At 69.5% G+C, this 26,406-nt stretch carries 35 protein-coding genes; 13 read left to right on the top strand and 22 right to left on the bottom strand.

Annotation, left to right across the window (positions count from 1 at the left end):
* Nucleotides 1-117: 117 nt before the first annotated feature.
* Together AC5Y4Z_RS21985 and AC5Y4Z_RS21990 are read left to right on the top strand one after the other, a co-directional pair.
* Nucleotides 118-339 carry an antitoxin gene (locus tag AC5Y4Z_RS21985; RefSeq protein WP_499966971.1) on the top strand — a complete coding sequence of 74 codons (222 nt, stop codon included), beginning with the start codon at nucleotides 118-120 and terminating at the stop codon, nucleotides 337-339.
* 7 nt (nucleotides 340-346) lie between these two features.
* Nucleotides 347-763, top strand: a complete 417-nt coding sequence (locus AC5Y4Z_RS21990) for a TA system VapC family ribonuclease toxin (RefSeq protein WP_499967114.1) — start codon at nucleotides 347-349, stop codon at nucleotides 761-763.
* A 26-nt stretch (nucleotides 764-789) separates the two neighbouring features.
* Here the strand turns inward: AC5Y4Z_RS21990 and AC5Y4Z_RS21995 are convergent, their stop codons facing one another.
* The 3 genes from AC5Y4Z_RS21995 to guaB all read right to left on the bottom strand — a co-directional run bounded on the left by AC5Y4Z_RS21995 (nucleotide 790) and on the right by guaB (nucleotide 3,856).
* Nucleotides 790-1,002, bottom strand: coding sequence for a type II toxin-antitoxin system CcdA family antitoxin (locus AC5Y4Z_RS21995; RefSeq protein ID WP_499966972.1), 213 nt, complete (start codon nucleotides 1,000-1,002; stop codon nucleotides 790-792).
* Nucleotides 1,003-1,109: 107 nt separating this feature from the next.
* Complete coding sequence (locus AC5Y4Z_RS22000) at nucleotides 1,110-2,237, bottom strand: GuaB3 family IMP dehydrogenase-related protein (RefSeq protein ID WP_499967115.1); 1,128 nt, start codon at nucleotides 2,235-2,237, stop codon at nucleotides 1,110-1,112.
* A 14-nt stretch (nucleotides 2,238-2,251) separates the two neighbouring features.
* Nucleotides 2,252-3,856 (bottom strand): IMP dehydrogenase, encoded by a 1,605-nt coding sequence (guaB, locus tag AC5Y4Z_RS22005; RefSeq protein WP_499966973.1) that lies wholly within the window; start codon nucleotides 3,854-3,856, stop codon nucleotides 2,252-2,254.
* 161 nt (nucleotides 3,857-4,017) lie between these two features.
* Here guaB and AC5Y4Z_RS22010 point away from each other — a divergent pair, with 161 nt between their 5' ends.
* On the top strand, nucleotides 4,018-4,428 hold the full coding sequence (locus tag AC5Y4Z_RS22010; RefSeq protein ID WP_067323130.1) for a DUF5319 domain-containing protein: 411 nt from the start codon (nucleotides 4,018-4,020) through the stop codon (nucleotides 4,426-4,428).
* A 1-nt stretch (nucleotide 4,429) separates the two neighbouring features.
* On the opposite strand, the gene AC5Y4Z_RS22015 is transcribed toward AC5Y4Z_RS22010, so the two are convergent.
* The 3 genes from AC5Y4Z_RS22015 to AC5Y4Z_RS22025 all read right to left on the bottom strand — a co-directional run bounded on the left by AC5Y4Z_RS22015 (nucleotide 4,430) and on the right by AC5Y4Z_RS22025 (nucleotide 6,703).
* Nucleotides 4,430-5,239, bottom strand: a complete 810-nt coding sequence (locus AC5Y4Z_RS22015; protein WP_499966975.1) for an anti-sigma-D factor RsdA — start codon at nucleotides 5,237-5,239, stop codon at nucleotides 4,430-4,432.
* Nucleotides 5,226-5,801 carry a sigma-70 family RNA polymerase sigma factor gene (locus AC5Y4Z_RS22020; RefSeq protein WP_499966976.1) on the bottom strand — a complete coding sequence of 192 codons (576 nt, stop codon included), beginning with the start codon at nucleotides 5,799-5,801 and terminating at the stop codon, nucleotides 5,226-5,228. Before AC5Y4Z_RS22020 ends, AC5Y4Z_RS22015 begins: the two co-directional genes overlap by 14 nt.
* A 92-nt stretch (nucleotides 5,802-5,893) precedes the next feature.
* Nucleotides 5,894-6,703: a hypothetical protein gene (locus AC5Y4Z_RS22025; RefSeq protein WP_499966977.1), complete on the bottom strand. Its 810-nt coding sequence runs from the start codon at nucleotides 6,701-6,703 to the stop codon at nucleotides 5,894-5,896.
* Nucleotides 6,704-7,068: 365 nt separating this feature from the next.
* On the opposite strand from AC5Y4Z_RS22025, the gene AC5Y4Z_RS22030 reads away from it, so the two are divergent.
* The 3 genes from AC5Y4Z_RS22030 to AC5Y4Z_RS22040 all read left to right on the top strand — a co-directional run bounded on the left by AC5Y4Z_RS22030 (nucleotide 7,069) and on the right by AC5Y4Z_RS22040 (nucleotide 8,212).
* Nucleotides 7,069-7,377 carry a WhiB family transcriptional regulator gene (locus tag AC5Y4Z_RS22030; protein ID WP_499966978.1) on the top strand — a complete coding sequence of 103 codons (309 nt, stop codon included), beginning with the start codon at nucleotides 7,069-7,071 and terminating at the stop codon, nucleotides 7,375-7,377.
* Nucleotides 7,378-7,550: 173 nt separating this feature from the next.
* Nucleotides 7,551-7,805 (top strand): AbrB/MazE/SpoVT family DNA-binding domain-containing protein, encoded by a 255-nt coding sequence (locus AC5Y4Z_RS22035; protein WP_499966980.1) that lies wholly within the window; start codon nucleotides 7,551-7,553, stop codon nucleotides 7,803-7,805.
* Nucleotides 7,802-8,212: a PIN domain-containing protein gene (locus AC5Y4Z_RS22040; RefSeq protein WP_499966981.1), complete on the top strand. Its 411-nt coding sequence runs from the start codon at nucleotides 7,802-7,804 to the stop codon at nucleotides 8,210-8,212. Before AC5Y4Z_RS22035 ends, AC5Y4Z_RS22040 begins: the two co-directional genes overlap by 4 nt.
* Nucleotides 8,213-8,242: 30 nt before the next feature.
* On the opposite strand, the gene AC5Y4Z_RS22045 is transcribed toward AC5Y4Z_RS22040, so the two are convergent.
* Entirely contained in the window at nucleotides 8,243-8,656 is a 414-nt protein-coding gene (locus AC5Y4Z_RS22045) for a nuclear transport factor 2 family protein (RefSeq protein WP_499966983.1), read from the bottom strand.
* 132 nt (nucleotides 8,657-8,788) lie between these two features.
* Here AC5Y4Z_RS22045 and AC5Y4Z_RS22050 point away from each other — a divergent pair, with 132 nt between their 5' ends.
* Nucleotides 8,789-9,514 (top strand): superoxide dismutase family protein, encoded by a 726-nt coding sequence (locus AC5Y4Z_RS22050; protein WP_499967116.1) that lies wholly within the window; start codon nucleotides 8,789-8,791, stop codon nucleotides 9,512-9,514.
* A gap of 7 nt (nucleotides 9,515-9,521) precedes the next feature.
* Here the strand turns inward: AC5Y4Z_RS22050 and AC5Y4Z_RS22055 are convergent, their stop codons facing one another.
* Complete coding sequence (locus AC5Y4Z_RS22055; RefSeq protein WP_499966985.1) at nucleotides 9,522-9,791, bottom strand: hypothetical protein; 270 nt, start codon at nucleotides 9,789-9,791, stop codon at nucleotides 9,522-9,524.
* A gap of 182 nt (nucleotides 9,792-9,973) precedes the next feature.
* On the bottom strand, nucleotides 9,974-10,396 hold the full coding sequence (locus AC5Y4Z_RS22060) for a Rid family hydrolase (protein WP_499966986.1): 423 nt from the start codon (nucleotides 10,394-10,396) through the stop codon (nucleotides 9,974-9,976).
* A gap of 187 nt (nucleotides 10,397-10,583) precedes the next feature.
* Here AC5Y4Z_RS22060 and AC5Y4Z_RS22065 point away from each other — a divergent pair, with 187 nt between their 5' ends.
* The 3 genes from AC5Y4Z_RS22065 to AC5Y4Z_RS22075 are packed head-to-tail and all read left to right on the top strand — an operon-like array spanning nucleotide 10,584 to nucleotide 11,554.
* Nucleotides 10,584-10,811, top strand: coding sequence for a ribbon-helix-helix protein, CopG family (locus AC5Y4Z_RS22065; protein WP_499967117.1), 228 nt, complete (start codon nucleotides 10,584-10,586; stop codon nucleotides 10,809-10,811).
* Entirely contained in the window at nucleotides 10,808-11,110 is a 303-nt protein-coding gene (locus tag AC5Y4Z_RS22070) for a toxin (RefSeq protein WP_499966987.1), read from the top strand. The genes AC5Y4Z_RS22065 and AC5Y4Z_RS22070 overlap by 4 nt, the downstream gene beginning before the upstream one ends.
* Before the next feature lie 42 nt (nucleotides 11,111-11,152).
* Nucleotides 11,153-11,554 (top strand): styrene oxide isomerase, encoded by a 402-nt coding sequence (locus AC5Y4Z_RS22075; RefSeq protein ID WP_499966989.1) that lies wholly within the window; start codon nucleotides 11,153-11,155, stop codon nucleotides 11,552-11,554.
* Here AC5Y4Z_RS22075 and AC5Y4Z_RS22080 read toward each other — a convergent pair.
* The 3 genes from AC5Y4Z_RS22080 to groES form a co-directional block, all read right to left on the bottom strand.
* Nucleotides 11,549-11,800: a hypothetical protein gene (locus tag AC5Y4Z_RS22080; protein ID WP_499966990.1), complete on the bottom strand. Its 252-nt coding sequence runs from the start codon at nucleotides 11,798-11,800 to the stop codon at nucleotides 11,549-11,551. The genes AC5Y4Z_RS22075 and AC5Y4Z_RS22080 overlap by 6 nt on opposite strands.
* Nucleotides 11,772-13,415: a chaperonin GroEL gene (groL, locus tag AC5Y4Z_RS22085; protein WP_499966991.1), complete on the bottom strand. Its 1,644-nt coding sequence runs from the start codon at nucleotides 13,413-13,415 to the stop codon at nucleotides 11,772-11,774. Before groL ends, AC5Y4Z_RS22080 begins: the two co-directional genes overlap by 29 nt.
* Before the next feature lie 80 nt (nucleotides 13,416-13,495).
* Nucleotides 13,496-13,798 carry a co-chaperone GroES gene (gene groES, locus AC5Y4Z_RS22090; protein ID WP_007167930.1) on the bottom strand — a complete coding sequence of 101 codons (303 nt, stop codon included), beginning with the start codon at nucleotides 13,796-13,798 and terminating at the stop codon, nucleotides 13,496-13,498.
* 257 nt (nucleotides 13,799-14,055) lie between these two features.
* On the opposite strand from groES, the gene AC5Y4Z_RS22095 reads away from it, so the two are divergent.
* Nucleotides 14,056-14,700, top strand: a complete 645-nt coding sequence (locus tag AC5Y4Z_RS22095; RefSeq protein WP_499966992.1) for a C39 family peptidase — start codon at nucleotides 14,056-14,058, stop codon at nucleotides 14,698-14,700.
* 8 nt (nucleotides 14,701-14,708) lie between these two features.
* Here AC5Y4Z_RS22095 and tsaD read toward each other — a convergent pair whose 3' ends face one another.
* The 8 genes from tsaD to AC5Y4Z_RS22135 form a co-directional block, all read right to left on the bottom strand.
* Nucleotides 14,709-15,734, bottom strand: a complete 1,026-nt coding sequence (gene tsaD / locus AC5Y4Z_RS22100) for a tRNA (adenosine(37)-N6)-threonylcarbamoyltransferase complex transferase subunit TsaD (RefSeq protein ID WP_499966993.1) — start codon at nucleotides 15,732-15,734, stop codon at nucleotides 14,709-14,711.
* Nucleotides 15,731-16,189, bottom strand: coding sequence for a ribosomal protein S18-alanine N-acetyltransferase (gene rimI, locus AC5Y4Z_RS22105; protein WP_499966994.1), 459 nt, complete (start codon nucleotides 16,187-16,189; stop codon nucleotides 15,731-15,733). The genes tsaD and rimI overlap by 4 nt, the downstream gene beginning before the upstream one ends.
* Nucleotides 16,186-16,800, bottom strand: coding sequence for a tRNA (adenosine(37)-N6)-threonylcarbamoyltransferase complex dimerization subunit type 1 TsaB (tsaB, locus tag AC5Y4Z_RS22110; RefSeq protein WP_499966995.1), 615 nt, complete (start codon nucleotides 16,798-16,800; stop codon nucleotides 16,186-16,188). Before tsaB ends, rimI begins: the two co-directional genes overlap by 4 nt.
* Complete coding sequence (gene tsaE, locus AC5Y4Z_RS22115) at nucleotides 16,797-17,258, bottom strand: tRNA (adenosine(37)-N6)-threonylcarbamoyltransferase complex ATPase subunit type 1 TsaE (RefSeq protein ID WP_499966996.1); 462 nt, start codon at nucleotides 17,256-17,258, stop codon at nucleotides 16,797-16,799. The genes tsaB and tsaE overlap by 4 nt, the downstream gene beginning before the upstream one ends.
* The gene (locus tag AC5Y4Z_RS22120; RefSeq protein WP_499966997.1) at nucleotides 17,251-18,300 is read right to left on the bottom strand and encodes an alpha/beta fold hydrolase; all 1,050 of its coding nucleotides are present in this window, start codon (nucleotides 18,298-18,300) and stop codon (nucleotides 17,251-17,253) included. Before AC5Y4Z_RS22120 ends, tsaE begins: the two co-directional genes overlap by 8 nt.
* A gap of 52 nt (nucleotides 18,301-18,352) precedes the next feature.
* Nucleotides 18,353-19,519, bottom strand: a complete 1,167-nt coding sequence (gene alr, locus AC5Y4Z_RS22125) for an alanine racemase (protein WP_499966998.1) — start codon at nucleotides 19,517-19,519, stop codon at nucleotides 18,353-18,355.
* Between the two features lie 105 nt (nucleotides 19,520-19,624).
* Nucleotides 19,625-21,007 carry a glutamate decarboxylase gene (gene gad / locus AC5Y4Z_RS22130; protein ID WP_499967000.1) on the bottom strand — a complete coding sequence of 461 codons (1,383 nt, stop codon included), beginning with the start codon at nucleotides 21,005-21,007 and terminating at the stop codon, nucleotides 19,625-19,627.
* Nucleotides 21,008-21,027: 20 nt separating this feature from the next.
* The gene (locus tag AC5Y4Z_RS22135) at nucleotides 21,028-22,443 is read right to left on the bottom strand and encodes an NAD(P)H-hydrate dehydratase (RefSeq protein WP_499967001.1); all 1,416 of its coding nucleotides are present in this window, start codon (nucleotides 22,441-22,443) and stop codon (nucleotides 21,028-21,030) included.
* 65 nt (nucleotides 22,444-22,508) lie between these two features.
* On the opposite strand from AC5Y4Z_RS22135, the gene AC5Y4Z_RS22140 reads away from it, so the two are divergent.
* The gene (locus AC5Y4Z_RS22140) at nucleotides 22,509-23,429 is read left to right on the top strand and encodes a class I SAM-dependent methyltransferase (RefSeq protein ID WP_499967002.1); all 921 of its coding nucleotides are present in this window, start codon (nucleotides 22,509-22,511) and stop codon (nucleotides 23,427-23,429) included.
* On the opposite strand, the gene AC5Y4Z_RS22145 is transcribed toward AC5Y4Z_RS22140, so the two are convergent.
* Both AC5Y4Z_RS22145 and glmS read right to left on the bottom strand, forming a co-directional pair.
* Nucleotides 23,430-24,137, bottom strand: coding sequence for a rhomboid-like protein (locus AC5Y4Z_RS22145; protein WP_499967003.1), 708 nt, complete (start codon nucleotides 24,135-24,137; stop codon nucleotides 23,430-23,432).
* A 12-nt stretch (nucleotides 24,138-24,149) separates the two neighbouring features.
* On the bottom strand, nucleotides 24,150-26,012 hold the full coding sequence (glmS, locus tag AC5Y4Z_RS22150) for a glutamine--fructose-6-phosphate transaminase (isomerizing) (RefSeq protein ID WP_499967004.1): 1,863 nt from the start codon (nucleotides 26,010-26,012) through the stop codon (nucleotides 24,150-24,152).
* A 187-nt stretch (nucleotides 26,013-26,199) separates the two neighbouring features.
* Here glmS and AC5Y4Z_RS22155 point away from each other — a divergent pair, with 187 nt between their 5' ends.
* Nucleotides 26,200-26,376: an Rv1535 domain-containing protein gene (locus AC5Y4Z_RS22155; protein WP_499967006.1), complete on the top strand. Its 177-nt coding sequence runs from the start codon at nucleotides 26,200-26,202 to the stop codon at nucleotides 26,374-26,376.
* Nucleotides 26,377-26,406 lie beyond the last annotated feature (30 nt).

Consider the following 26,406-nt stretch of genomic DNA (forward strand, 5'->3'; position numbering starts at 1 on the left):
TTTGAATCCGAGGAGCCCAAGGCGGACTTCGTCGCCGCTTTCCCGCCCGGGCTTCACTTTCGAAGCCCAGGATTCACACGCAAACCCGGTGATGCGTTGATGCGATATCATCACTGAGTGCGAACGACGCTCGATATCGACGAAGACGTGGTCGCCGCCGCCCGTGAACTCGCGGCGAGCGAGCGGCGGTCGCTGGGCGCCGTCATCTCCGAACTGGCGCGGCGCGGTCTAACGCCGGCCCGGGTGGAAGCCGCTGATGGTTTGCCCGTAATCCGGGTTCCGGCCGGCACGCCGCCGATCACACCCGAAATGGTCCGGCGCGCGCTCGATGAAGACTGACTCCGCCGTGGCCTTGCTGGACGTCAACGCGCTGGTGGCGTTGGCATGGGATTCGCACATTCACCATGCGCGGATGCGTGAATGGTTTGCCGCAAATTCGCCCGACGGGTGGGCAACGTGCCCGATCACCGAAAGTGGCTTTGTCCGCGTGTCAACGAATCCGAAGGTGCTGCCGAGCCCGATCGGCGTTGCCGATGCGCGACGGGTGCTCGCTGCGATGAGGACCGCCGCCGGTCATTCCTTCCTGTCCGATGACGTGTCGCCAGTTGATGACGACTTTCCCGCCATCGTCGGCCATCGGCAGGTCACCGACGCCCACCTGTTGACGCTCGCGCGCCGCCGCGGTGTCCGCCTCGTCACGTTCGACACCGCCATAGTCCCGCTCGCGAAGAAGGCCGATGTGGAGCTGCTGACCGCGCTGTAATGCCCCCGCATGGCGGCGAAAATCTCTCATGTCATGTCGCGCGCTGCGTCAATCGCGTCCAACACGTCGTCATGCCGAGCGCCCGTGCTTCTGGCCTCCAACCCGGCAAGCCATGCGTCGGTTGCGGAGTTCTCCAACTCGGCGGTGATCGCGGCCTGGGTCAGCGCGGAGATGTTCAAGCGCCGCGCTTTGGCGCGTTCCAGCAACTCGTCGGGCACATACACGTTGAACCGAGCCATACATCTCACTATGCGCCCATCCACCTGGCCGAGCAGACGCAGACTCGCACGCAAGCCGCCTCGGCAGTGCGATTCTCTGTCTTCTCGCGGAAAAGCCGCGCCAGCCGCTAGGCCCCGACGGTCAGGCCGACCTTCTGGAATTCCTTGAGGTCGCAGTAGCCGGCCTTGGCCATCGAGCGGCGCAGGCCGCCGACCAGGTTCAGCGTGCCGAACGGGTCGTCGGACGGACCGCCCAGCACCCGCGCCAGCGGCGGGCGCTCGCCGACGGCGATCTGCAGCAGCGCGCCGCGCGGCAGCGACGGGTGCGCCGCGGCGGCCGGCCAGAACCAGCCGCCGCCCAGCGCCTCGGCGGACTCGGCCAGCGGGGTGCCCAGCACCACCGCGTCGGCGCCGCAGGCGATGGCCTTGGCCAGCTCGCCCGAGGTGTGGATGTCGCCGTCGGCCAGCACGTGCACGTAGCGGCCGCCGGTCTCGTCGAGGTATTCGCGGCGCGCGGCGGCGGCGTCGGCGATCGCGGTGGCCATCGGCACGCTGATGCCCAGCACCTCGTCGGTGGTGGTCACCCCGCGGGTGGAGCCGTAGCCGACGATGACGCCGGCGGCGCCGGTGCGCATCAGGTGCAGCGCGGTGCGGTGGTCCTGCACGCCGCCGGCAACCACGGGCACGTCGAGCTCGGAGATGAACGTCTTCAGGTTCAGCGGCTCGCCATCGCTGGCCACCCGTTCTGCCGAGACGATCGTGCCCTGGATGACCAGCAAGTCGATCCCGGCCTGCAGCAGCGCCGGCGTCAGCGCCTGCGCGTTTTGCGGGCTGACCCGCACCGCGGTGGTCACCCCGGCCTCGCGGATGCGGGCCACCGCCGAGCCCAGCAGTTCGGGGTCCAGCGGCGCGGCGTGCAGCTCCTGCAGCAGCCGGATCGCCGCGGAGGGTTCGGGCTCCTTTTCGGCGGCCTCGACCAGCTGGGCGATCTTGGCCTCGACGTCGGCGTGCCGGCCGATCAGGCCCTCGCCGTTGAGCACGCCCAGCCCGCCGAGGCGGCCCAGCTCGATCGCGAACTCCGGGGACACCAAGGCGTCGGTCGGATGGGCCAGCACCGGGATCTCGAACCGGTAGGCGTCGAGCTGCCACGCGGTGGACACGTCCTGCGACGAGCGGGTGCGCCGCGACGGCACGATGCTGATTTCGCTGAGTTCATAGGTGCGACGGGCGGCGCGGCCCATCCCGATCTCGACCATGTTCAGTTCGCTGTTCACCGCGCGAAGTAGTTGGGCGCTTCGACGGTCATGGCGACGTCATGGGGGTGGCTCTCGCGCAACCCGGCCGCGGTGATGCGGACGAACTGCGCCTGCTGCAGCGCCTCGATGGTGGGCGAGCCGGTGTAGCCCATCGCCGCGCGCAGGCCGCCGGTCAGCTGGTGGATCACCGACGACAGCGGTCCGCGGAACGGCACCCGGCCCTCGATCCCCTCGGGCACCAGCTTGTCCTCGCTCAAAGCATCGTCGGCGAAGTAGCGGTCCTTGGAGTAGGACTTGGCCTGGCCGCCGCCGGAGCCCCGGCCGGCCATGGCGCCCAGCGACCCCATGCCCCGGTAACTCTTGAACTGCTTGCCGTTGACGAAGATCAGCTCGCCGGGCGCCTCGGCGGTGCCGGCCAGCAGCGAGCCCAGCATGGCCGTCGACGCTCCGGCGGCCAGCGCCTTGGCGATGTCGCCGGAGTACTGCAGGCCACCGTCGGCGATGACGGGCACGCCGGCCGGGCGGCACGCCGCGTCGGCCTCGAGGATCGCGGTGATCTGGGGCGCGCCCACCCCGGCCACGACGCGCGTCGTGCAGATCGATCCCGGCCCGACGCCGACCTTGACCGCGTCGGCCCCGGCGTGGACCAGGGCGGCGGCCGCGGCCCGGGTGGCCACGTTGCCGCCGATCACCTCGACGCGGTCGCCGACCTCGGCCTTGAGTTTGCCGACCATGTCGAGCACCAGCCGGTTGTGCGCGTGCGCGGTGTCCACGATCAGCACGTCCACCCCGGCGTCGACGAGCATCATCGCGCGGACCCAGGCGTCGCCGCCGACGCCGACGGCCGCGCCGACGAGCAGCCGCCCGTCGCTGTCTTTGGTGGCCAGCGGGTGCTGTTCGGTCTTGACGAAGTCCTTGACGGTGATCAGCCCGGTCAGCCGGCCGTGGCCGTCGACGACGGGCAGCTTCTCGATCTTGTTGCGGCGCAACAGCCCCAGGGCCGCGTCGGCGCTGACGCCCTCCTGCGCGGTGATCAGCGGGGCCTTGGTCATCACCTCGGAGACCGGCCGCGTCTGGTCCACCTCGAAGCGCATGTCGCGGTTGGTGATAATGCCGACCAGCGCGCCGGACTCGTCGACCACCGGCAGCCCGGAGATGCGGAACTTGGCGCACAGCGCATCGACCTGGGCCAGGATGTTGTCGGGCCGGCAGGTGACCGGATCGGTGACCATGCCGGCCTCCGAGCGCTTCACCATCTCAACCTGGCCGGCCTGCTCGGCGACCGGCAGGTTGCGGTGCAGTACGCCCATGCCACCGGCCCGGGCCATCGCGATGGCCATCCGCGACTCGGTCACGGTGTCCATCGCCGAACTGACCAGCGGCACCTTCAGCCTGATCTTGCGGGTGAGCTGGCTGGAGGTGTCGGCGGTCGCCGGAACCACGTCGGAGGCCGCGGGCAACAGCAACACGTCGTCGAAGGTCAATCCGAGCATCGCGATTTTGAACGGGTTGTCGCCGCCGGTCGGCACGGGATCGTCGGCCAGTCCCGGAACGGGAGTGTCGCGCAGGCTGGCAACCAAGTCGGAGCTTTCTTCTAAGTGGGACATGCCACGGGTCATCGGGAGGCCCTCCATACGCGCGCGGAGTGAGAAGCCCATCCTATCGGCTCGCGCGCCCCGGGCACCCCCTTGCCCGGGCGCGCCGCGGGCGCCGCGTGCGCGCCGACCGGCGGCGATCTCCCTGCTGGCGTTATGACGGCCCCCCTGCGTAGGCTAGGGGCGTGCGTGACCACCTCCCGCCGGGTTTGCCGCCCGACCCGTTCGCCGACGACCCCTGCGATCCGTCGGCGGCGCTGGACGCCGTCGAGCCCGGCCAGCCGCTGGACCAGCAGGAGCGGATGGCGGTCGAGGCCGACCTGGCCGACCTGGCGGTGTACGAGGCCCTGTTGGCGCACAAGGGTATTCGCGGGCTCGTGGTGTGCTGCGACGAATGTCAGCAAGACCACTACCACGACTGGGACATGTTGCGGGCCAACCTGTTGCAGCTGCTGATCGACGGCACCGTCCGCCCGCACGAGCCCGCCTACGACCCCGAGCCGGACTCCTACGTCACGTGGGACTACTGCCGGGGATACGCCGACGCCTCGCTCAACGAAGCGACGTCAGACGCCGATTTCCACCACCGCCACTGAGCTAGGGCGTGTCGTCCGGCGCCACCGACGACGGCGTGGTCTTGTGCCCGTGATGCCGATGCCGTCCCGACGACGGGCTGGTCGTCGGAGGGCTTGAAGTAGCGCTGTCCGACGGGCTGGCTGACGGGGCCGTCGTGCTGGCGACCGTGGGTGGTTTGGTGGTCGGGCTGGGCGAGACCGGCGCGGTGGTCGAGGCCACCGGCGCGCTCGGCTTCGACGCGGGGGGCAGCGTCGCGTTCGGGTTGCGCGACTCCACCCGGGTGTTCAGCAGGTTCACCTGATCCAGCAGGTCATTCCGGCTGGCCCCGTCGTTCATGGATTGGACGGTGCTGCTGACCTCGGCCAGCTGGTCGGAGGCCTGGGCCCACTGACCCTGGTCGATCATTTGCTGGACCTTGACCAGTTCGGCCTTGGCGGACAACGTGATCTGGTCGTCGTTCACCCGGGGCTGGTCGAAGAACATCGCGTGCAGCCCGTAGAGCGCGTCGCCCGGCCGGGCCTCGACCACCATGCCGCCGAACCCGCTGAGCACCAACAGCGTCGCGGCAATGGAGCCGATCGTGGCCAGCCCGCGCCGGGCACGCCGGCGCTCGCCGAGCCCGGTGTGCAGCGCTTCGATGGCCTCCTCCGGTGACACCAGCGCGCTGGCCGGGGGCCACCGCAAGTCGTCGCGCCAATCCCCCAGCAGGACGGCCAGCGCTTCGAAGTCGGGGTCGTCGGTCCCGTCCAGGTCGAGCGGCCGCCGATCGGCGAGCGCGTCGAGCAGCAGATCGGTGTGGGCGAATTCATCCAGTGATTCAGGCATAGTCACCTGCCGCGACGATCTCGGACTTGAGCCGTGACAGCGCCCGGTGCTGGGCCACGCGGACGGCTCCGGTGGTGCTGCCGACGGCGGCGGCGGTCTCCTCGGCGGACAGGCCGACGACCACGCGCAGGATCAGGATCTCGCGCTGCTTGGCGGGCAGGATCTCCAGCAGCTCGTTCATGCGGCTGACCGAATCCGCTTCGATGGCACGCTGTTCCGGGCCCGCCTCCGGCGACCAGCGCTCCGGCACCGACTCCGCGGGGTAGGCGCGGTCGCGGCCGGCGGCCCGGTGCGCGTCGGCGATCTTGTGGGCCGCGATGCCGTACAGGAAAGCCAGGAACGGCCGCCCGCGCTCGCGGTAGCGCGGCAACGCCGTGATGGTGGCCAAGCACACCTCCTGAGCCACGTCGTCTGCCGACAGGCCACCCCGCTCGATCGTGCCGACTCGCGCGCGGCAATATCGCACGACGATCGGGCGGATGGTCTCCAGCACCTCCCGTAGGGCGTTCCGGTCTCCCGCCACGGCCTCCGCAACCACAGCGTCGAGACGTTCCCCTTGAATTGTCATCGACGGCGGTATCTCCAACGTTACGAACGGGACACAACGTGGGCTGACGGCGGGCTAACTGTCGAATTGACGATAACGGGCGGAAGCCCGTTTTAAGCGGAACGCCACGCGCCCCCGGCGCGCCGCACCTGGCCTGCGCAGATATCGCGAATTTTGTGCAGCTTTTGTGTTGAAAACGAGGCGCTTTCGATATCGATCAGCAAGCAGGTCAGCGCCCACCGAAGTGGTATCAGCTGCAACCGGCCGGTGGCGTCCAGCGCGGCGTCGGCGACCGCGCGGGCGCGCTCGACGGCACCGGAGCTGCACAGCGCGGCGGCCAGCACCACGTCGCTTTTGACCCGATGTCGCGCCGACGGCACGGCCATCGCCTCGGCCAACTCCACCGCCTCCTCGGCGTGGCGCACCGCCGCGGTGCCATCGCCGGTGGCCATCGCCAGCTCGGCGGACACCCAGCCCCGGCGCACCGGGAGCCGGTCGGGGATCACGCCGCGCGGTGCGTCGGCGCGGGCCAACAACGTCGCCGCGGCCGCGAAGCGCCCGACGCCCAACGCGTCGGCCGCCAACCCGATCAGGGCGTCGGCGCGGGCCTCGGGATCCGCACCGGCCAGCGCCAGCGCGCGACCGTCCCAGCCGCGCGCCAACGCGTGCCAGCCGAGCTGGCGCAGGAACGATCCCTGCGCGCTGTGGGCCAGCGAGACCCACCGGTCGGGCGCGCCGCGGCGCAGCTCCGCCAGGTCGCGGTAGGCGCTGCCGTAGCGCCCCTGCCCGCCCGCCGCGACGGCCCGCAGCCACAACTGCCGGGGCGTGCTCGCGGCGGGCAGCGGCCAGCGCCCGGGCCGGTCGCCGAAGGCGGCGGCGGCCAGCTCCGGCTCGATCGTCGAAGTGTGAGGAGTTTCAATCACGGTGATAGTAGTAAACACTTCGTGCTGCTTGCGTTACCGAAGTGTTAAACACAATCGGGTCTGTACTAATTGCCGTTTCCGGCCCGCCGCGCGCTGAGCTGGGGAATCTCCGCGGGGCCAAGTGCCTGGTAGCGCGCATCCTGGCCGGCAAATGCATAGCACATGAACGGCGAGTTAAATTTGATCCAACGCCCACATACTTTGGCAGCCTAAGTGGCTATTGACGGAAATTCGCCGTCGCCCCTAAGTTCTATCTTTGACGGGTAGTCATCGGTGACTCCACTCGAAATCGGTTGCACAATCGCTTTTCGCACGCTTCGCGAACCTCGCCTTCTGAGCGTGCCGTGCAGAGAGGGAACGAACCAATGCCACAGCCGGAGCAGCTACCTGGACCCAACGCCGACATCTGGAACTGGCAACTGCAGGGCCTGTGCCGCGGCGTCGACTCGTCGATGTTCTTCCACCCCGACGGCGAGCGCGGCCGCGCCCGCATGCAACGCGAGCAGCGCGCCAAGGAGATGTGCCGGCAATGCCCCGTGATCGCGGAGTGCCGATCACACGCGCTGGAAGTCGGTGAGCCCTACGGCGTTTGGGGCGGCCTGTCGGAAACCGAGCGCGAGTTGCTGCTGAAGGGCGACTTCGGCCGCGGGCGCGGCATCCGCCGCTCGGCCTGAGCGGCGCCTTCGCGGCCTAGCGCTCGGCGCCAACGGGCCGCCGACGATACCTCCGCGCCCATCGCGGCCCACCCAGCCGACTGCCCCGACGGCTCCCAGCATCGCGACCTGCTTACGCGAGCTGGTGCCATTACCTTTGCGCCTAGGTAATGAAGAACCGCTAAAGTAATGCTATGGACGTTACGCTTACTATCACCAGCAAGGGGCAGACGACGCTTCCGGTCGCCGTGCGTCGCCGCCTAGGTTTGGCCGACTCGGGTGGAGTATTGCGCGCCCACTTGCGCGAGGACACCGGCGAACTCATCATTACCAAACCGCCGAGTGCCGACGAGCTGAGCGAACGCTTGAGTCGCCACATCAAGCCAGGCACCCGTCCGCTGCTCAACGTCGATGATTTCTACCAGTCCGAGCGCGAGTCGCGCGGGTGACCTCTACCTTTGGCGGTTCGCTGGACGCCAACGTCGTGCTTCGCCTATTGCTCAACGACGTTCCGGACCAACATGCAGCCGCAGTTGCTCTAGTCAGCGGTACCGATGCGCCATTTGTCGTCTCGGACATTGCCGTTGCCGAGGCCGTGTTCGCGCTTTGCCGCCATTACCAATTCAGCCGCGCCGCGGCAGCGGAGGCGATCGAGGGCCTGATGTCGTTAACCGGGGTCGAGTGCAACCGGGTCGTGTTCACGCGCGCGCGTGCGCTTTTCCTCGATCATCCGAAACTCTCGTTCGAGGATTGCTGCCTTGCCGCATACGCCGAATGTTCGAACGCCGAACCGTTGTGGACCTTCGATAAAAAACTGGCTCGTCAGGCGCCATCGGCCCGCCTTGTGCCCAGGTAGACGTGGTCAGACCCTGCGTGCAGTGACGGACTAACCCCCGGTTTCCGCCGTCCACTGCGCGTACTCGTTGCCCGCCGCAAGGTCCCAGAACGTCGACGTGTGCAACGAGCCGTCGTCACCGAACCGGTAGACCTCGATGCTCTGGATGACCGCGGGTGCGCCGTTGACGGTGCCGGAGTTGCGGATGACGGCCGCACCCGTCGTCCCGCACACGTAGAGCAGGTCGATGCCCAGCTTCCAGTCGGCGTTGGGCGAGGCGTCCCACACCTCGGCCATGACGTCCCAGCCGCGTTTGACCGGCGTGCCCACCGGGTCCTCCATCGTGACCTCGCCCGGCACGACGCGCTGCCAATGCGCGAGCCACGCGTCCTTGTCGCCGGCGTTCCACAGTTCCACGTGCGCCTCGAGCGCCGAGCGGATCTCCGCGGCCGTTGGTGCTGACATATCGTCCTCCTGCTGTAGTGGCTTTTCGAGCATTACGCCAGCGGGCGCGGTTGCATAGGGTGTTCGGCTACTCGCCTGCGATCTCGTTTTGACGTCGGCCAATTGGGGTAGGTCCAGCCCATGAAAACGGGCCTGAAAAGGGAGACTGCCTTGGCGATCGCGGCGCTTGCCGCGACCGTCGCACCGTTGGGCGCGTGCGCGAACCAGCGCGGGACCCAGCCGAACACGGAACCGCTGTCCAGTACGCCGTCGGGCGCGCAGCGGTTGACCACGCAAGTGAAGAGCACCGACGGAAGCCAGGTCGCCAACGCCACCTTCGATTTCGCGAACGGCTACGCGACGGTGACCGTGGAGGCCGGCCCCAACCAGGTTTTGAGCCCCGGCTTCCACGGGCTGCAGATCCACTCGGTGGGCAAGTGCGAGGGCGACTTCAGCTCCGCCGGGGCCGTCTATCAGGCGCAGGGTCACACGGGCTACCCGGCCAGCGGTGAGCTGACGGCGTTGCAGGTGCGCTCGGACGGCTCGGCGAAACTGGTCACCACCAGCAACGCGTTCACCGCCGAGGACCTGAAAAACAGCTCCGGCACCGCGCTGGTCATCCACCAGGACGCGGACAACCTCGGCTCCGCTCCGAGCGAGGTTGCGAGCAAGCGCGTGGCGTGCGGGGTGATCTCGGCGGCGTCGGCGACGACGACCTCGTCCACCACCAGCACGACGACCGTCACCACGAGCACCACCACCGCGGTGCCCTCGCCGTCGACGAGCACCAGCACGAGCACCATCACGGTCACCAGCACCCCGGCCGTCACGACCACGCCGAAGACGGTGACGACCACCAGCCTTCCGCCCGGCGGCTGACGCCCGCTCAGAGATTCGTCGGCTTGCCCAGCGTGCCCGAGGCATTCGACGCGCGGCCGGTGAGCAGCTGGTGCATCTCGGTGGCGTCGTGCGCGGCGGCCGCCGCGGCCCGGATGTGCCAGTCCTCGCCGTCCTCGGTGTAGGCGACCATCTGCCGGGCGGCAAAGCTATAGAGCGACTGGATGACCGGCAGTTTTCGTTTGGCGACTACGTCGGCCAGCCACAGGTAGGTCGATGCCTGCCGGAGCGCTTCTGCTACCTGCGAGTCGGAGGCCACGGGCCTCACGTTCGCACACGGCCCGGCGTGAGGAGTTCGGCAACCACCCGGCTCATACAGGTCTCATATTTTTGACGTGCGCGTCACGTCGCCCAGCGTGAAGCTGTGGCGAGATTTTCGGCGATTTCCGCGATTTTTTCGCCACAGCTGCACACTCGGCGAGCTCGGGTGCCCGAGCGTGGTCATCCCTCGCGGTCAATGATCGCAGTCACCTGAATCTCGACCCGCATCGCCGGATTGGCGAGGGCCGCGACGCCGATGCACGTCCACAGCGGCGCGCGATCACCCATTCGTCGGCGGAACTGTTCGGCCATCGTGGCAAGGTGATCCTGTCCGATCGTGCCGTCGGCGTCCGGCCGATGGTAGGAGTGAACGCTGACCACGTCGCGCCACGACGCTCCGGCAGTCGCCAGCGTCCGCTCAACATTGTCGAAGGCCCGAATCACTTCGTCTCGCACCGACTCCGGAAAACGAAAGTCGTCGTCCCAACCGCCCTGGCCCGACGTCTCGACCCGGTCGCCGTGCCGAACCGCCTGCGAATAGTGGAAGTTTCGAAGCTGGCGATCGCCATATCCGGGGGTGACAAAGAATGATGGACTGTTCACGCGGGCAATGTTGCCCGTTTGCTCGGCACTGCCGGTTACGAATGGGCCCGCTGCTCGGCGAGGGCGAAGGCGGATTTCGGCCACCGTAAGGCGCCACTCGTACCGCTCGCCATCTGAAGCGACGCCCTCCCGCTCGAGCCGGAAAACGCAGCCGACCGTCGGTAGTACGATTGGTAGGATGTCTGGCGTGGCAAAGGAGAAGATTTCCGTGACGGTCGATGCCGGCGTGCTCGCCGCCGCCGATCTCGACGCCAAGGCCGCTGGTTTGAACCGCTCGGAGCTGATCGAACGGGCCCTGCGCAACGAGCATCTGCGAATCGCCTTGCACGCCTACACAACCCAGACCGTGCCCGCCCTCGACATCGACGCCTACGCCGAGAAGGTGTACCGGGCCAACCGGGCCGCGGATCTGTGATCAACCCCGGCGACATTGCGCCGCGCCGCGACAGCGACCACGAGCTCTACGTCGCGGTCCTTTCAAACGCACACCATCTTGCCGCCGACACCGGACGCGTTATCACCTGTCCGTTCGTCCCTGGCGCCTTGCCCGCCGGCACCATGGCGATGGTCGTGGCCGTCGAGCAGCCCCAAGGCATACTGCTGCCCGAGCTAGTGCAATGGCTGCCCAGCGCGGCTCTCGACGAACCGATCGGCACCATCGGTGCGGCCGCGCTGCGCGCAACCTCAGAGATCATCGCGTCGCTCATCTCATAGGAATTACGGGCACGCGCGGCCGCACACCCCTACTGTTCTGACATGCAGACGATGCTGTTCACGCTCGGCCTGGTCCTGTTTTTGCTCGGGCTGCTCACCGGGTTCGTCGTGCCGGCGCTGAAGAATCCGCGCATGGGGCTGTCGAGCCACCTCGAAGCCGTCCTCAACGGCATGTTCTTGGTGATACTCGGGCTGCTTTGGCCCTACATCCGCCTGCCGAACGCCTGGGGTGTTACGGCGGTCGCGCTGATCGTGTACGCCGGCTACGCGAACTGGCTGGCGACGCTGCTCGCGGCGGCATGGGGCGCGGGGCGACGGTTCGCGCCCATCGCGGCTGGCGAGAACGAGGCCGCCGCCGCGAAGGAAGGGCTCGTCAGCTTTCTGTTGATCTCCCTGAGCGTGGCGATCGTGCTCGGCGTGGGCATCGTGATCGCCGGGCTATGACGAAATGCGAAGCGCCACGCCCAGGCCGAAAACCGACTTGCCCTTCACGGCGTGAAATCCCGTGTCGCTCAGTCCGACTGGCTCAGAAGCCAGGGCGTCGACCGACCGCGGGATCCCGTCGTGGTGCGGCCAGCTCAGCAATCGGCCCAGGCCGGTAGAGGCTTCGAAACGAAAACGCCCCCGGCCTTGAGGGCCGGGGGCGTTCGTCGCTATCCGCTCAGTGGTGGTGATGGTGGTGATGCCCATGGCCGTGGCTATGGCCGTGGCCGTGGTCATCGTCGGCGTTGGCGGGCTTGTCGACGACCGCGGTCTCGGTGGTGAGGACCATCCGGGCCACCGACGCCGCGTTGACGACGGCCGACCGGGTGACCTTGACCGGGTCGATGACCCCGGCGCCGACCAGGTCGCCGTAGCTGAGCGTGTCCGCGTTCAGCCCCTGCCCGGCGGGCAGCTCACCGACCTTGCTGACCGCGACCGCGCCGTCCAGCCCGGCGTTGGTGGCGATCCAGTACAGCGGCGCCGCCAGCGCCTCGGAGAACACGTCGACCCCGAGCGCCTCGTCGTCGGTCAGCGTCGAACGCAGCTCCGCCAGCGCCTTGCGGGCGTGGATGAGCGCGGTTCCGCCGCCGGCGACGATGCCCTCCTCCACCGCGGCCTTGGCGGCCGCGACGGCGTCCTCGACGCTTTCTTTGCGCTCCTTGAGGGCGGTCTCGGTCGCGGCGCCGACCTTGATGACGGCCACTCCGCCGGCCAGCTTGGCCAGCCGCTCCTGCAGCTTCTCGCGGTCCCAGTCGGAGTCGCTCGTCTCGATCTCGGCGCGCAGCTGCTTGATGCGGCCGGCGACCGCGTCCTTGGCGCCGCCGCCCTCGACGATGATGGTGTCGTCCTTGCTGACCACCACGCGGCGGGCCGAGCCCAGCACGTCGGTGCCGACCTCGCGCAGCACCAGCCCCGCGTCGGGGTTGATCACCTGACCGCCCGTGACGATCGCCAGGTCCTCGAGGAAGGCCTTGCGCCGGTCACCGAAGAACGGCGCCTTGACCGCAACGGCCTTGAGCGTCTTGCGAATCGAGTTGACCACCAGCGTCGCCAGCGCCTCGCCCTCGACGTCCTCGGCGATGATCAGCAGCGGCTTGCCGGACTCGGCGACCTTCTCCAGCATCGGCAGCAGGTCGGGCAGCGAGCTGATCTTCTCCTGGTGCAGCAGGATCAGCGGGTCCTCGAGCACGGCTTCCTGGGAGTCGAAGTCGGTGACGAAATACGCCGACAGGAAGCCCTTGTCGAAGCCGACGCCCTCGGTGAACTCCAGCTCGGTGTTCAGCGTCGAGGACTCCTCGACGGACACGACGCCGTCGGCGCCGACCTTGGTCATCGCCTCGCCGACCAGCTCGCCGATGTGCTGGTCGCGCGACGACACCGTGGCCACCTGCGCGATCGACTCCTTGCCCGACACGGGGGTGGCCGCGGCGAGCAGCGCCTCGGACACCGCGTCGCCGGCCTTGCCGATGCCGATGCCCAGCGCGATGGGGTTGGCGCCGGCGGCGACCATCCGCAGGCCGTCCTTGACCAGCGCCTGCGCCAGCACGGTAGCCGTGGTGGTGCCGTCACCGGCGACGTCGTTGGTTTTGGTGGCCACCGACTTCACCAGTTGGGCGCCCAGGTTCTCGAACGGGTCCTCCAGGTCGATCTCGCGCGCCACGGTGACGCCGTCGTTGGTCACCGCCGGGCCGCCGAATGCCTTGGCCAGCACCACATGCCGGCCGCGCGGCCCCAGCGTCACCCGGACCGCGTCGGCGAGCTTGTTCACACCCGCCTCCATGGCGCGGCGCGCGGTTTCGTCGTACTCGATAACTTTGCTCATCAGGCTCCTTAAGCCGAACGCATGCCGCCCCGGAAATCACCCGCGGGGTGCGCGGGGATCGCCGGGGCGGGACACGGTCCTTACTTGGAAACGACAGCCAGCACGTCGCGGGCGGACAGGATCAGGTACTCCTCGCCGTTGTACTTGATCTCGGTGCCGCCGTACTTGCTGTAGATGACGGTGTCACCCTCCGAGACGTCCAGCGGGATCCGCTTCTCGCCGTCCTCGTCCCAGCGGCCGGGGCCGACTGCGACGACGGTGCCTTCCTGCGGCTTCTCCTTGGCGGTGTCGGGAATGACCAGACCGGACGCGGTCGTGGTCTCGGCCTCGTTGGCCTGCACGAGAATCTTGTCCTCGAGTGGCTTGATGTTCACCTTCGCCACGATTGGAGCCCTCCAGTGTTTGGATCGGGTCCGGGACGCGCCCGGACCGGAGTTGGCGGCCGGTCCGGGGCGGGCCCCGGAACCTGCCGAATTATCAGGTGTTCGGCATTCCGCCATGCCCGAGCGCCGTCGTCGCGGGTGCCGACACAGGGCGTGACCGATTGCCACCTAGCACTCTATACATGCGAGTGCTAGCACTCAAGGGGGGCCCGTTGCTCCCCGGCCAGGCGCCGCCACAGCGGGCTGATAATGGGACGATGCGCACCGCCAGGACCAGAACGAACCGCCTCGCCGGTCTATCCACGCTGATCGTCGCGGTCGCCATCGGATGGGCCGGCCTCGGCAGCGGATTGGCGGCCGCCGACCCCAACGGTCAGATGTACGGCGACCCCCAGGCCGCTGCGCCCTACTGGCGCTACCAGCACCAACAAGATTGCGGCCTGATGGCCGTCGCCGATGTGGTCGGCCAGGTCACGGGGAGAGAGCCCAGCCAGGTCGGCATCGAGCTGCGGGGCGTGTTCACCAAAAGCGAAACTCATCGTGGCGGCATCTACCGCTTCGACGGCACCTCCTTCGAAGATCTGGTCGTGTTGCTGAACAGATATGGCATCCAGTCCGACCTCACGGCCGGCAACACCATGGGCGGCCTGGAGCAGGACCTCGCCGGCGGTCACAAGGTGATCGCCGCGATCAACGCCGAAACCATCTGGAACTACCCGCGGGGCCAGGGGCAGCGGACCGAGCCCGACCACGCCGTCGTCGTTACCGGCGTCGACACCCGCGACGACGTCGTCCACCTCAACGACAGCGGCACGCCCAACGGCCGCGACGAGCAGATCCCGATGGCCACCTTCACCCAGGCCTGGGCAACAGGCAACGACATGCTCATCGTCACCCGATAGCCTGGCGACTACGGCAGCTGCCCTTTTATCACCGGCAGTCCCGGGTCGCTGGGCACGTCCAGCGGCGACGGCGGCGCGCCTGCGCCCACCAGGTGGGCGGCGAAGGACGCGATCATCGCGCCATTGTCGGTGCACAGCCGGGGCGGGGGGATCCGCAGCGTCAGGCCCGCCGCCGCGCAGCGCTCGGTGGCCAGCTCGCGCAGCCGCGAATTTGCGGCCACTCCCCCCGCGATCAGCAGGGTCGAGACGCCGAGCGCGCTCGCCGCGCGCACCGCTTTGCGGGTCAACACGTCGGCGACGGCTTCCTGGAAGCCGGCGGCGATATCGGGGGTCGCCGCGTCCGGATGGCTTTCCACATAGCGGGCGACGGCGGTCTTGAGCCCGGAGAAGCTGAACGCGTAGGGGTCGTCGGCCGGGCCGGTCATGCCGCGCGGGAAGGTGATGGCGTCGCGGTCGCCGGTGCGCGCGAGGTCGTCGAGCACCTTGCCGCCGGGATAGCCCAGCCCCAGCAGCCGGGCCACCTTGTCGTAGGCCTCGCCGGCGGCGTCGTCGACGGTGCTGCCCAGCTCGACGATCGGTTCGCCCAGCGAGCGCACGTGCAGCAGGTGGGTGTGCCCGCCGGAGACCAGCAGCGCCACGCATTCGGGCAGCTGCCCGTGCTCGTAGACGTCGGCGGCCAGGTGTCCGCCGAGGTGGTTCACGGCGTAGAAGGGCACGTCCCACGCGGCCGAATACGCTTTGGCCGCAGCGACTCCCACCAGCAGGGCGCCGGCAAGCCCGGGGCCGATGGTGGCCGCGACGACGTCGGGTTTGGCCAGGCCGGCCGTCGACAGCGCCCGGCGCATGGTGGGTCCCAGCGCCTCCAGGTGCGCCCGCGAAGCGATCTCGGGGACGACGCCGCCGAAGCGGACGTGTTCGTCGACGCTGGAGGCGACCTCGTCGGCCAGCAGGGTGACGGTGCCGTCGTCGTCCAGTCGCGCGATGCCGACTCCCGTTTCGTCGCAAGAGGTTTCGATGGCCAGGATGATCGTCACATAGCCTCCCGCCGCATGGTGTAGGCGTCGGCGCCGCTGACCCGGTAGTAGCGCTTGCGCAGCCCGATTTGCGCGAATCCCGCGCTGCGGTACAGCGCGATGGCCGCCTCGTTGTCGGTGCGCACCTCGAGGTAGACGGCGCCGCCGGCGGCGTAACCAAGCAGCTCGCCGAGCAGCCGGCGGCCGACGCCCCGGCCCTGATAGAGCGGGTCCACGCCGATGGTGTGCACCTCGTACTCGAACGGCGGGGTGCGGCCCAGGCGCGAAATGCCGGCGTAGCCGACCAGCGTGCCGCCGAGGCGCGCGCCGACGTAATGGTTGTGCTTGCTGGCCAATTCGCGGGTGAACGCCGCCGCGGGCCACGGGTCGTCGCCGGGGAACAGTTGGGCCTCCAGCTCGGCGCATCGCGGCGCGTCGGCGGGCGTCAACGCGCCGATGGCCACCGGCTCGGTCATCGCGATGCCGCCAGGGGCTTGGCGTCGGGGCGCCGCAGATACAACGCGACCAGGGGTGCCGGGTCGTCCCAATCGGACACCGCGCGCACCAGGCCGGCCGGCGTCGGGTGCACCGGCTCGCATACCGGCAGGCCGAAGAGCGCCGCGTGCTCGGGCGATCCGGCGACGGCCCGGGCGGCGCCGGGGTCGACGTCGGCCGGCGCGTCCACGGCCGGGCCGTGTGTGCGGGCCCCGTCGCGGTAGCGCGCCCAGTACACCTCGCGCCGGCGCGCGTCGGTGACCACCAGGACCTCGCCCCTGGTGAGGACCCCGATGGCGTCCAGGCTGCACACGCCGTGCACCGGGATGCCGAGCGCGTGGCCGTATGCGGCGGCGGTGGCCATCCCCGCCCGCAGCCCGGTGAACGGGCCGGGCCCGCAGCCCACCACGACGGAGTCGAGATCGGCGATGGTCAGCGCGGCGTCGGCGAGGGCGGCCAGCACGTTTGGGGTTAGCCGCTCGGCGTGCGCGCGGGCGTCGAGCGTGACGCGTTCGGCCAGCACGGCCAAGTCGTCGCGCCGCACCAAGCCCGCCGTCACGGCCGGCGTGGAGGTGTCGAGGGCGAGGATCACTCGTGGCCCCACTGCCAGGTCGCGATTCGAACATCGGAGTGGCTGACCCGCTCGAGCCGGACGTCGAGGTGCCGCTCGGAGAGGCGTTCGGCCAGCCCTTCGCCCCACTCGACCACGACGACCGCGTCGTCGAGATCGGTGTCGAGGTCGAGCGAGTCGAGCTCGCCCAGCAGGTCGGCGCCGTGCTGGTCCAGCAGCCGGTACATGTCGACGTGGATCATCGCCGGCGCGCCGGGTCGCCGCGCCGGGTGCACCCGCGCCAGCACGTACGACGGCGACGTCACCGGACCGTCGACGTCCATCGCCGCGGCAATCCCCTTGGCCAGCACAGTTTTTCCCGCACCGAGTGGACCGGAGAGCACTACCACGTCGCCCGCCCGCAGCCCGCGGCCCAGCCGCGAGCCCAGCGCGACGGTGTCCTCGACTCGTTCGAGCGTGGCCGAGCCGGAGTCAGCCATGACGCAACCATTCGCGGAATCGCCTATACCACAGGGTCATCGGGCCCGGAACGGCCCGATGCACGAGCCGCACCAGCCCGTCGTTGATGGCCTCGGGCTTGTCCAGCAGCGCCAGGTGGCTGGCCCCGGTGACGATGACCAGTTCGGAGCGCGGCAGCGAGTCCGCCATCTTGCGCGAGTATTCGTCGGGGGTCAGCAGGTCGTGGTCCCCGCACGCGATCAGGGTCGGGACCTTGAGCAACGTCCACACCCCGGCGGTCTCGTCGTGTTTCTCCAGAGCATCGAGGAAGCCGACCATCGTGGCTATCGGAGTGCCGTTCATCATTCGCTGGGAAAACGCGTCCAGGCTGCGGCTGACCTGCAGGTCGCTGAACGACGCGGCGCGCAGGATCGGGCCGATCAGCGAACGCGACACGTTGCGGCCGCGGTGCATCAGCTTGGGCGCCGAGCGGGCGGTGAACCGGAACGCTTCCAGCGCGGGGTTTTTCAGGATCTCGCCCAGCGGCGAGCGCGTGACCCCTTCGGCCGCAGAGGAAATCAGCGCGGCGCCGACGATCCGCTTCCCATAGGCGTCGGGGAACTGGCGGGCGTGCGACAACACGGTCATGCCGCCCATCGAATGGCCGACCAGCACCACGACGCCGCGGGGCGCCACCTCGTTCAGCACGGTCTCCAGGTCCTGGCCCAGCTGGTTGAGCGTGTAGGTCTCGGGCGCGGCGGCGCCGGAGCGGCCGTGCCCGCGCTGGTCGTAGAACACCATGCGGACCCGTTCACTCACCCGGTCCGGCAGCCGGGTCCGCTGAAAATGGAAGGCGCCCATGCGCAGGCAGAATCCGTGGACGAAGACCATGGTCACCTGCGCATCCACCGGGCCGGCTTCGCGGGCCGCCAGCGGCACCCCGTCGGGGGTGGTCACCACGTACGCGCGGTCGTTGTCGATCGTATCGAAATCCTCGTCGGCATAAGGGTCTTCGACGGGGATGGCGCGTTGCGTGATCGATCGGCGGGCGGAGGCCCCGACGATGGTGGCGACGGCGGTCACCCCGGCGCCTCCCGCAAGCCAGGCCCTGCGCCTGTGGCGCCTGCGGGTTCTGTCAGGGCTCAACGGTTTCGGCCTCGCGATAGGTTCGGGTGATCCGCCCCCGAGGGCTGGTGACCACTTCGTAGTGGATGGTGCCGAGCAGATCCGCCCAGTCTTGCGCGGTGGGTTCGCCCCGGGTGCCGGGCCCGAACAGGATCGCCTCGTCGCCCTCGGCCACATCGACCGGCCCGGGACCGAGGTCGACCACGAACTGGTCCATGCAGATCCGCCCGGCGCCGGGGCGGCGCCTGCCGTTGATCAGCACCTCCAGCCGGCCGCCGAGCGAGCGGAACACGCCGTCGGCGTAGCCGATCGGCAGCAGCGCGAGGTTGGTGTCGCGTTGCGCGGTCCAGGTGTGACCGTAGGAGACGCTCTCCCCCGCGCGAATCGACTTCACCAGCGCCACCGGGCATTTCACCGTCATCGCCGGGACCAGCCCCATGTCGCCGAGCTCGGGCACTGGGCTCAGGCCGTACACCGCGATGCCGGGCCGCACCAGGTCGAAGGCCAGGTCGGGACGCGACATCGTCGACGACGAATTCGCCAGGTGCGCAACCTCGAAGCGCAGCCCCGCCTCGCGCGCCTGCGCCAGCATGTCGGTAAACCGCTGGGCCTGAACGTCGTTGATGGGGTTGCCGGGCTGGTCGGCGTACACCATGTGCGACATCAGGCCCCGCGTCCGGACGGCGTCCTCGGCGGCGGCGCGGCGCAGGGCGTCCAGCAGCGCCGGGTAATGCGCTTGGGCGACGCCGTTGCGGTTCAGGCCCGTGTCGACCTTGACGGTCACCGTGGCCGTCCGACCGGTGCGGCGCACGGCGTCGAGCACCTCGTCGAGCTGGCGCACCGAGGACACGGCGAGCTGCACGTCGCCCAGCAGCGCCGGCCCGAAGTCGGCGCCGGGAGGGTGCAGCCAGGCCAGCACCGGCGCGGTGATGCCGTCGGCGCGCAGCGCCAGCGCCTCGTCGACGGTGGCGACACCCAGCTCGGTCGCCCCGGCCGACAGCGCCGCGCGGGCGACCCGGGTGGCCCCGTGGCCGTAGCCGTCGGCTTTGACGACGGCCATGACCTGCGCGGCGCCGGCGTGCTCGCGTAGCACCCGCACGTTGTGCGCGATGGCGCCCAAGTCCACGACGGCCTCGGCGAGGACGCCGGGCGTCAGCGATATCGGCGTTACAGCCATGGCCGCTATTGTCCCAGAGGCCCAGGAACCGACGCCGAACGTGGACTTGTTGTCGAGGATTCGCCCTGGTCAGCCCAACAAGTCGACGTTGGGCGCGTCGGTCCCTCAGTGCGCGAAGTGCTGGGAGTCGTAGTGCCCGCCGGGCTTGACCTTGTCCAGCGATGCCAGCGCGGTACGGGCGTCGTCGTGCAGCGCGCGGGCCAGGTCGGCGGAGAACCCCTCGCGCACCACGATGCGCAGCACCGACACGTCGGTGGCGTTGTCGGGCATGGTGTAGGCGGGCACCTGCCACCCGTAGCCGCGCAGCTCGTGGGACACATCGAACTCGGTGTAGCCGCGGTCCTTGGACAGCCGGAAGCTGACGACCGGGATCGCGGAACCGTCGGAGATCAGCTCGCAGTGCTCGCCCTCGCGCAGCTGCTCGCCCAGCCAGCGCGCCGTCGACGACAGGCTCTGCATCACCTTCGTGTATCCCTCGCGTCCCAGCCGCAGGAAGTTGTAGTACTGGGCGACCACCTGGTTGCCCGGGCGCGAGAAGTTCAGCGTGAAGGTCGGCATGTCGCCACCCAGGTAGTTGACGCGGAAGACCAGGTCCTCGGGCAGGTGCTCGGCGCTGCGCCACACCACGAATCCGATGCCGGGGTAGGTCAGCCCGTACTTGTGGCCGCTGACGTTGATCGACACCACCCGGGGCAGCCGGAAATCCCACGCCAGATCCGGGTGCAGGAACGGCACCACGAAGCCCCCGCTGGCGGCGTCGACGTGCACGGGTACGTCCACGCCCCCGCCGGCGGCCAGCTTGTCCAGCGCCTTGCAGATCTGCGCGATGGGCTCGAGCTCCCCGGTGTAGGTGGTGCCCAGGATCGCCACCACGCCGATGGTGTCCTCGTCGACCGCGTCGACGACCTGCTCGGGGGTGATGACGTAGCGGCCCTCCTCCATGGGCAGATACCGCGGCTCGACGTCGAAGTAACGGCAGAACTTCTCCCACACCACCTGGACGTTGGAACCCATCACCAGGTTGGGCGTGCGGCCCTTCCAATCAGAGCCGACCTTCTGGCGCCAGCGCCACTTCAGCGCCAGCCCGCCGAGCATCACCGCCTCGCTCGAGCCGATGGTGGACACCCCGATCGCGCTCGAGGGGTCGTCGTCCTTGAGGTGTTCGGCGTGGAACAGGTCGGCGACCATGCAGACACAGCGCTGCTCGATGGCCGCGGTGGCCGGGTATTCGTCCTTGTCGATCATGTTCTTGTCGAACGTCTCGGCCATCAGCTTGCCGGCCTCGGGATCCATCCACGTGGTGACGAACGTGGCCAGGTTCAGCCGCGAGCTGCCGTCGAGCATCAACTCGTCGTGGATGAACCGGTAGGCGGCCTCGGGGTCCATCGACTCCTCGGGCAGCCGCAGCGCGGGCACGGGGGCGGTGAACAGGCGGGTGGTGTAGGCGGGGGCGAGCGAGTGCGCGGGCACGGACGGGTGTTGGGGCACTACGGATCCTCTCTATATGTCTATATGGCGGCCAGGGCGGCCCGGATGTGCGGGACGATCCGCGACGCCGAGGTCGGCGCCTCTCCCGGGCCCGGGTCGGCGGCCGACAGGGCCGCCGCGCGCGCGTGTACGAAGGCGGCGGCCGCGGCCGCCTCGGCGGCCGGCAGCCCGGACGCCAGCAGCGCGCCGATCATTCCGGACAGGACGTCGCCCGACCCGGCGGTGGCCGCCCACGACTGCCCGGCGGGGTTGAGGTACACCGGGCCGCCCGGATCGGCGACGATCGTGACGTTTCCCTTGAGCAGCACGGTGGCACCGAACGTGTCGGCCAGCGTGCGGCATGCCTTGATGCGGTCATCGCCGGGTGGGTTACCCGCCAGGCGGGCGAATTCACCCGCGTGCGGGGTCAGCACCGTCGGCGCCCCCCGATTTGCCACCAATTCGGGGTGGGCCGCCAGGATTGTCAGCGCGTCGGCGTCGACGATCACCGGCAGGTCGGTCTCGAGCGCGAACCACAGCGCCGCGGCCCCGGTTTCGTCGGTGCCCAATCCCGGCCCGACGACCCAGGCCTGCACCCGCCCGGCCGCCGCCGGGGTGGGCGACGCGATCACCTCCGGCCACTGCGCGAGGACCTGTTCGTGCGCGCTGCCGGCGTAGCGGACCATGCCGGAGGTCGCCGCGACGGCCGCGCCGGTGCACAGGACGGCCGCGCCGGGGTAGGTGGACGATCCGGCCATCACGCCCGTCACGCCCTGGGTGTACTTGTCGTCGTGCGGGCCGGGCACCGGCCAGCGCGCCGCGACTTCGGCGGCCTCGAAACCCAGCACGTCCGTCCGCGGCAGGTCGAGGCCGATGTCGATCAACTCGACGCGGCCGCAGTCGGCGAGCGCGTGCACGGGTTTGAGCCCGCCGAAGGTGACGGTCAGCGCGGCGTGCACCGCGGGGCCGGTGATCGCGCCGGTCGCCGCGTCGATGCCGCTGGGGATGTCGACGGCGACCACCGGGATGCCGGCGGCTGCGGCGAACACCTCGGCCGCCGCCGGTCGCAACGGTCCCGAGCCGGAGATGCCGACGACGCCGTCGATGATGAGATCCGTTGCGGGCGAGATACTTTCGACGACATGGCCGCCGGCCTTGCGGAAGGCGGCCAGCCCCTTGCGGTGGGTGCGTTCGGGGTTGAGCAGCACCGCGTCGGCGGCCGCGCCGCGGCGGCGCAGGAAGGTCGCCGCCCACAGCGCGTCGCCGCCGTTGTCGCCCGACCCGACGACCGCGCACACCCGGCGGCCGGCCACGCCGCCGGTGCGGCCGGCCAGCTCGGCGATGATCTCCGTGGCCAGGCCGAAGGCCGCGCGTCGCATCAATGCGCCGTCGGGGAGGCTGGCCAGCAGCGGCGCCTCGGCGTCGCGGATCGCGTTCACGGAGTAGTAGTGCCGCATCGACGCAAGCATTCCATGCCCCGGCGTACAGTCGCGCACGGCTCGATCGAAAGACGGGAGCGCTTATGGCACGCACCGACGACGACACCTGGGACCTGAGCAACGGCGTGGGGGCCACCGCCACCGGCGTGGCGGTGGGCCGCGCGCTGGCCAGCCGCGGGCCGAACGCACTGATCAGCGACCCCTTCGCCGAGCCGCTGGTGCGCGCGGTCGGCGTGGACTTTTTCACCCGGGTGGCCAGCGGCGAGCTGGACGCCGCGCAGGTCGACGACAACGGCGACTGGGGCATGGCACGGATGGGCGCCATGATGGGCATTCGCACCCGGTTCTTCGACGACTTCTTTCTGGCCGCGGCCGAAGACGGGGTGCGCCAGGCGGTGATTTTGGCGTCGGGGCTCGACGCCCGCGCCTACCGGCTGCCCTGGCCGCCGGGGACCACCGTGTTCGAGATCGACCAGGCGCGGGTCCTCGAATTCAAGGCCGCGACCCTGGCCGAGCTGGGCGCCACCCCGACCGCCGACCGGCGCGCGGTAGCGGTGGACCTTCGCCACGACTGGCCCGCGGCGCTGCGCGGGGCGGGCCTGGACCCGGCCCGACCGACCGCGTGGAGCGCCGAAGGCCTGATGCCGTTCCTGCCGCCCGAGGCCCAAGACCGGTTGCTGGACAACATCACCGCGCTGAGCCCCGCGGGCAGTCAGCTGGCCACCGAGAACCTCAGGGGCCCAAGCGATGCCGTGCAGGCGATGGCCGACCGCATGGGTGCGGTGACCGACCAGTGGCGCCAACACGGCTTCGACATCGAGATGACCGACCTGTGGTACGCCGGCGAACGCAACGACGTGGTCGACTACCTCGGCGCCCACGGCTGGTCGACGGCCACCAGCGGGATTCCGGAACTGCTTGCCGCGCACGGGATTCCGGCGCCTGTCGACGCCGATCAGAGCAGGCTTTCCGGGCTGCAGTATGTCATTGCCCGGCGAACCTAGCTAAGCCTCGCGGGTACCGATCCGCCGGAAGGCCGTTTTGAGTCGCGCGGGATTCAGCGGCGGCCGCCGGCGCTCCCGCGCCATCGGATAGAAGCAGAGCCCGATGAGGATCGCGGCGAAGTGACCGATCGCGGTGAAGTTGAGCTCGTGGCGGTTCATCATCAGCAACGGGAAACCGAAAATGACGAACAGCACACCCAGGTAGCCCCAGCGCCACGGCCGCGCGATGTGATAGGCCAGCACGGCCATCACGCCGACGAGGAAGTAGCTGACCCCGATGTCGCGGGCGTGCACCAGCCTCTCCGACGCCTCGTGTTCCTCGATCGCGTAGTACAGGATGCCCTCGCTGATGTAGGTGGCCAGGATGTGGGAGGTCAATCCGACGGTGAGCCAACGCAAGTGGCCGAGCCAGTGCTCGGCAGGCGCGAGGAACAAGGTGAACAGCAGCAGATACGGTTCGAGGTTCTTGCCGTCGATCCACAGCAGGCTGGAGAACAGCACATCGAGCGGATCGGTGCCCAGCGCGTGAATGTTGGTCGACCGGTGTAACAGCACCCCGTGCAGCTGCCGCCCGGGCAGTTCGTTCTGGATGATCGTCGTGATCATCAGCACGAACAGCCAGATGTAGGTCAGCGGAGCGCCGGTGACGAAATGCCACACCGCGAGCCAGATGTTCCGCAGCCGCGTCCCCACCGATGCGTTCGCCACGACGCCCACCCTTTATTCGACGGTGACGGACTTGGCCAGGTTTCGTGGCTTGTCGACGTCGTAGCCGCGGGCCTGCGCGACCGACGCGGCGAACACCTGCAGCGGGATGGTCGAGAGCAGCGGCTGCAGAAGGGTTGACACCGAGGGGATTTCGATCAGGTGATCGGCATAGGGGCGCACGGTGTCGTCGCCCTCCTCGGCGATCACGATGGTGACCGCGCCGCGGGTCTGGATCTCGCGGATGTTGGACAGCAGCTTGGCGTGCAGCGTGGCCGAGCCCTTGGGCGAGGGCATGACGACGATGACCGGCAGGCCGTCTTCGATCAGCGCGATCGGGCCGTGCTTGAGCTCGCCGGCGGCGAACCCCTCGGCGTGCATGTAGGCCAGTTCCTTGAGTTTCAGCGCGCCTTCCAGGGCCACCGGGTAGCCGACGTGGCGACCCAGAAACAGCACGGTCGAGGACTGGGCGAACCGGTGCGCCAGGGCGGTCACCGGCTCGATCATCGTGAGCACCCGGGCCACCAGGTCCGGCATCGCCTCCAGCTCGCGGTACTCGCGCTGTACCTCGTCGGGATACTTGGTGCCGCGGGCCTGCGCCAGCGCCAGCCCGACGAGGTAGTTGGCGGCGATCTGCGCCAGGAAGGTCTTGGTGGACGCGACGCCGATCTCCGGCCCGGCGCGGGTGTAGAGCACCGCGTCACACTCACGCGGGATCTGCGAGCCGTTCGTGTTGCAGATCGCCAGCACCTTGGCCTTCTGCTCCTTGGCGTGCCGGACCGCCTCCAGGGTGTCGGCGGTCTCGCCGGACTGCGAGATGGCGACGACGAGCGTGCTGCGGTCCAAAACCGGGTCGCGGTAGCGGAATTCGCTGGCCAGCTCGACCTCCACCGGCAGCCGGGTCCAGTGCTCGATCGCGTACTTGGCCAGCAGCCCGGAGTGATACGCGGTGCCGCAGGCGACCACGAACACCTTGTCGATCTCGCGCAGTTCCTGGTCGGACAGGCGCTGCTCGTCGAGGACGATCCGGCCGTTGACGAAGTGCCCGAGCAGGGTGTCGGCCACCGCGGTGGGCTGCTCGGCGATCTCCTTGAGCATGAAGTAGGGGTAGCCGCCCTTTTCGGCCGCTGCCAGGTCCCAGTCGATGTGGAACTCGCGGGCGTTGGCGGCGTCGTCGCTGCCGTGGAAATCCAGGATGCGGTAGCCGTCCGCGGTGATCACCACGGCCTGGTCCTGGCCGAGTTCGACGGCGTCGCGGGTGTGTTCGATGAACGCCGCCACGTCCGAGCCGACGAACATCTCGCCGTCGCCGATGCCGAGCACCAGCGGTGTCGAGCGGCGGGCGGCCACGATGGTTCCCGGCTCGTCGGCGTTGGTGAACACCAGGGTGAAGTGGCCCTCGAGCCGGCGCAGCACCGCCAGCACCGAGGCCGGGAAATCACCGGCGGTCGCGCCGTGCCGGTAGGCCTGCGCCACCAGGTGTACCGCCACCTCGGTGTCGGTGTCGCTGGCGAACTCGACGCCCGCGGCCTCCAGCTCGTGGCGCAGGGCCGGGAAGTTCTCGATGATGCCGTTGTGGACGACGGCGATCTTGCCGGCGGCGTCGCGGTGCGGGTGCGCGTTGCGGTCGGTGGGGCGACCGTGGGTGGCCCAGCGGGTGTGGCCCAAGCCGGTGGTGCCGGACAGCTCCGGCGTCTCGGCCAGCGCCTCCTCCAGGTTGGCCAGCCGGCCCGCGCGGCGCCGCACGGTGAGCTTGCCTTTCCCGTCGACCAGCGCGATTCCCGACGAGTCGTAGCCGCGGTACTCCATCCGGCGCAGCGCGTCCATGACGACCTCGCAGGCCGGGCGCTGCCCGACGTAGCCGACAATTCCGCACATCCTGATCAGGGTAGTGCAGCGCCCGCCCCAAGATCGCCAGCGCGGCGCCGACCTGCGCAAATACGCGTCTCACGCCTGTGCGCTGGGTGCCGTGGGGCCCGATCCAAGAACTTGTGGAGGATCCGCCAAGGGGCCGGCCCGACGCTGTGTTCATCGACATCGAGCCGTTTGCGAGGAGGGAATCACCATGACCGCAGTCCTGCACGACGAAATGATCGCGACGCCGCGCGCCCGGGGTTCCCGCCCGCCGATCGGCGCCGGGGGCGATCCGATGCTCGACGCGGCCACCCGTTTGCTGAGCGTCGCGGTTCGCGAGGTGTACGCGGTGTGCTGGCGGGTGGGTCTGGTGGAGGTGACGGCCTGAGCCCGCCCGGCGGTCGTCTGCCAACCCGAC

The organism is Mycobacterium sp. NGS63 (assembly GCF_059812295.1).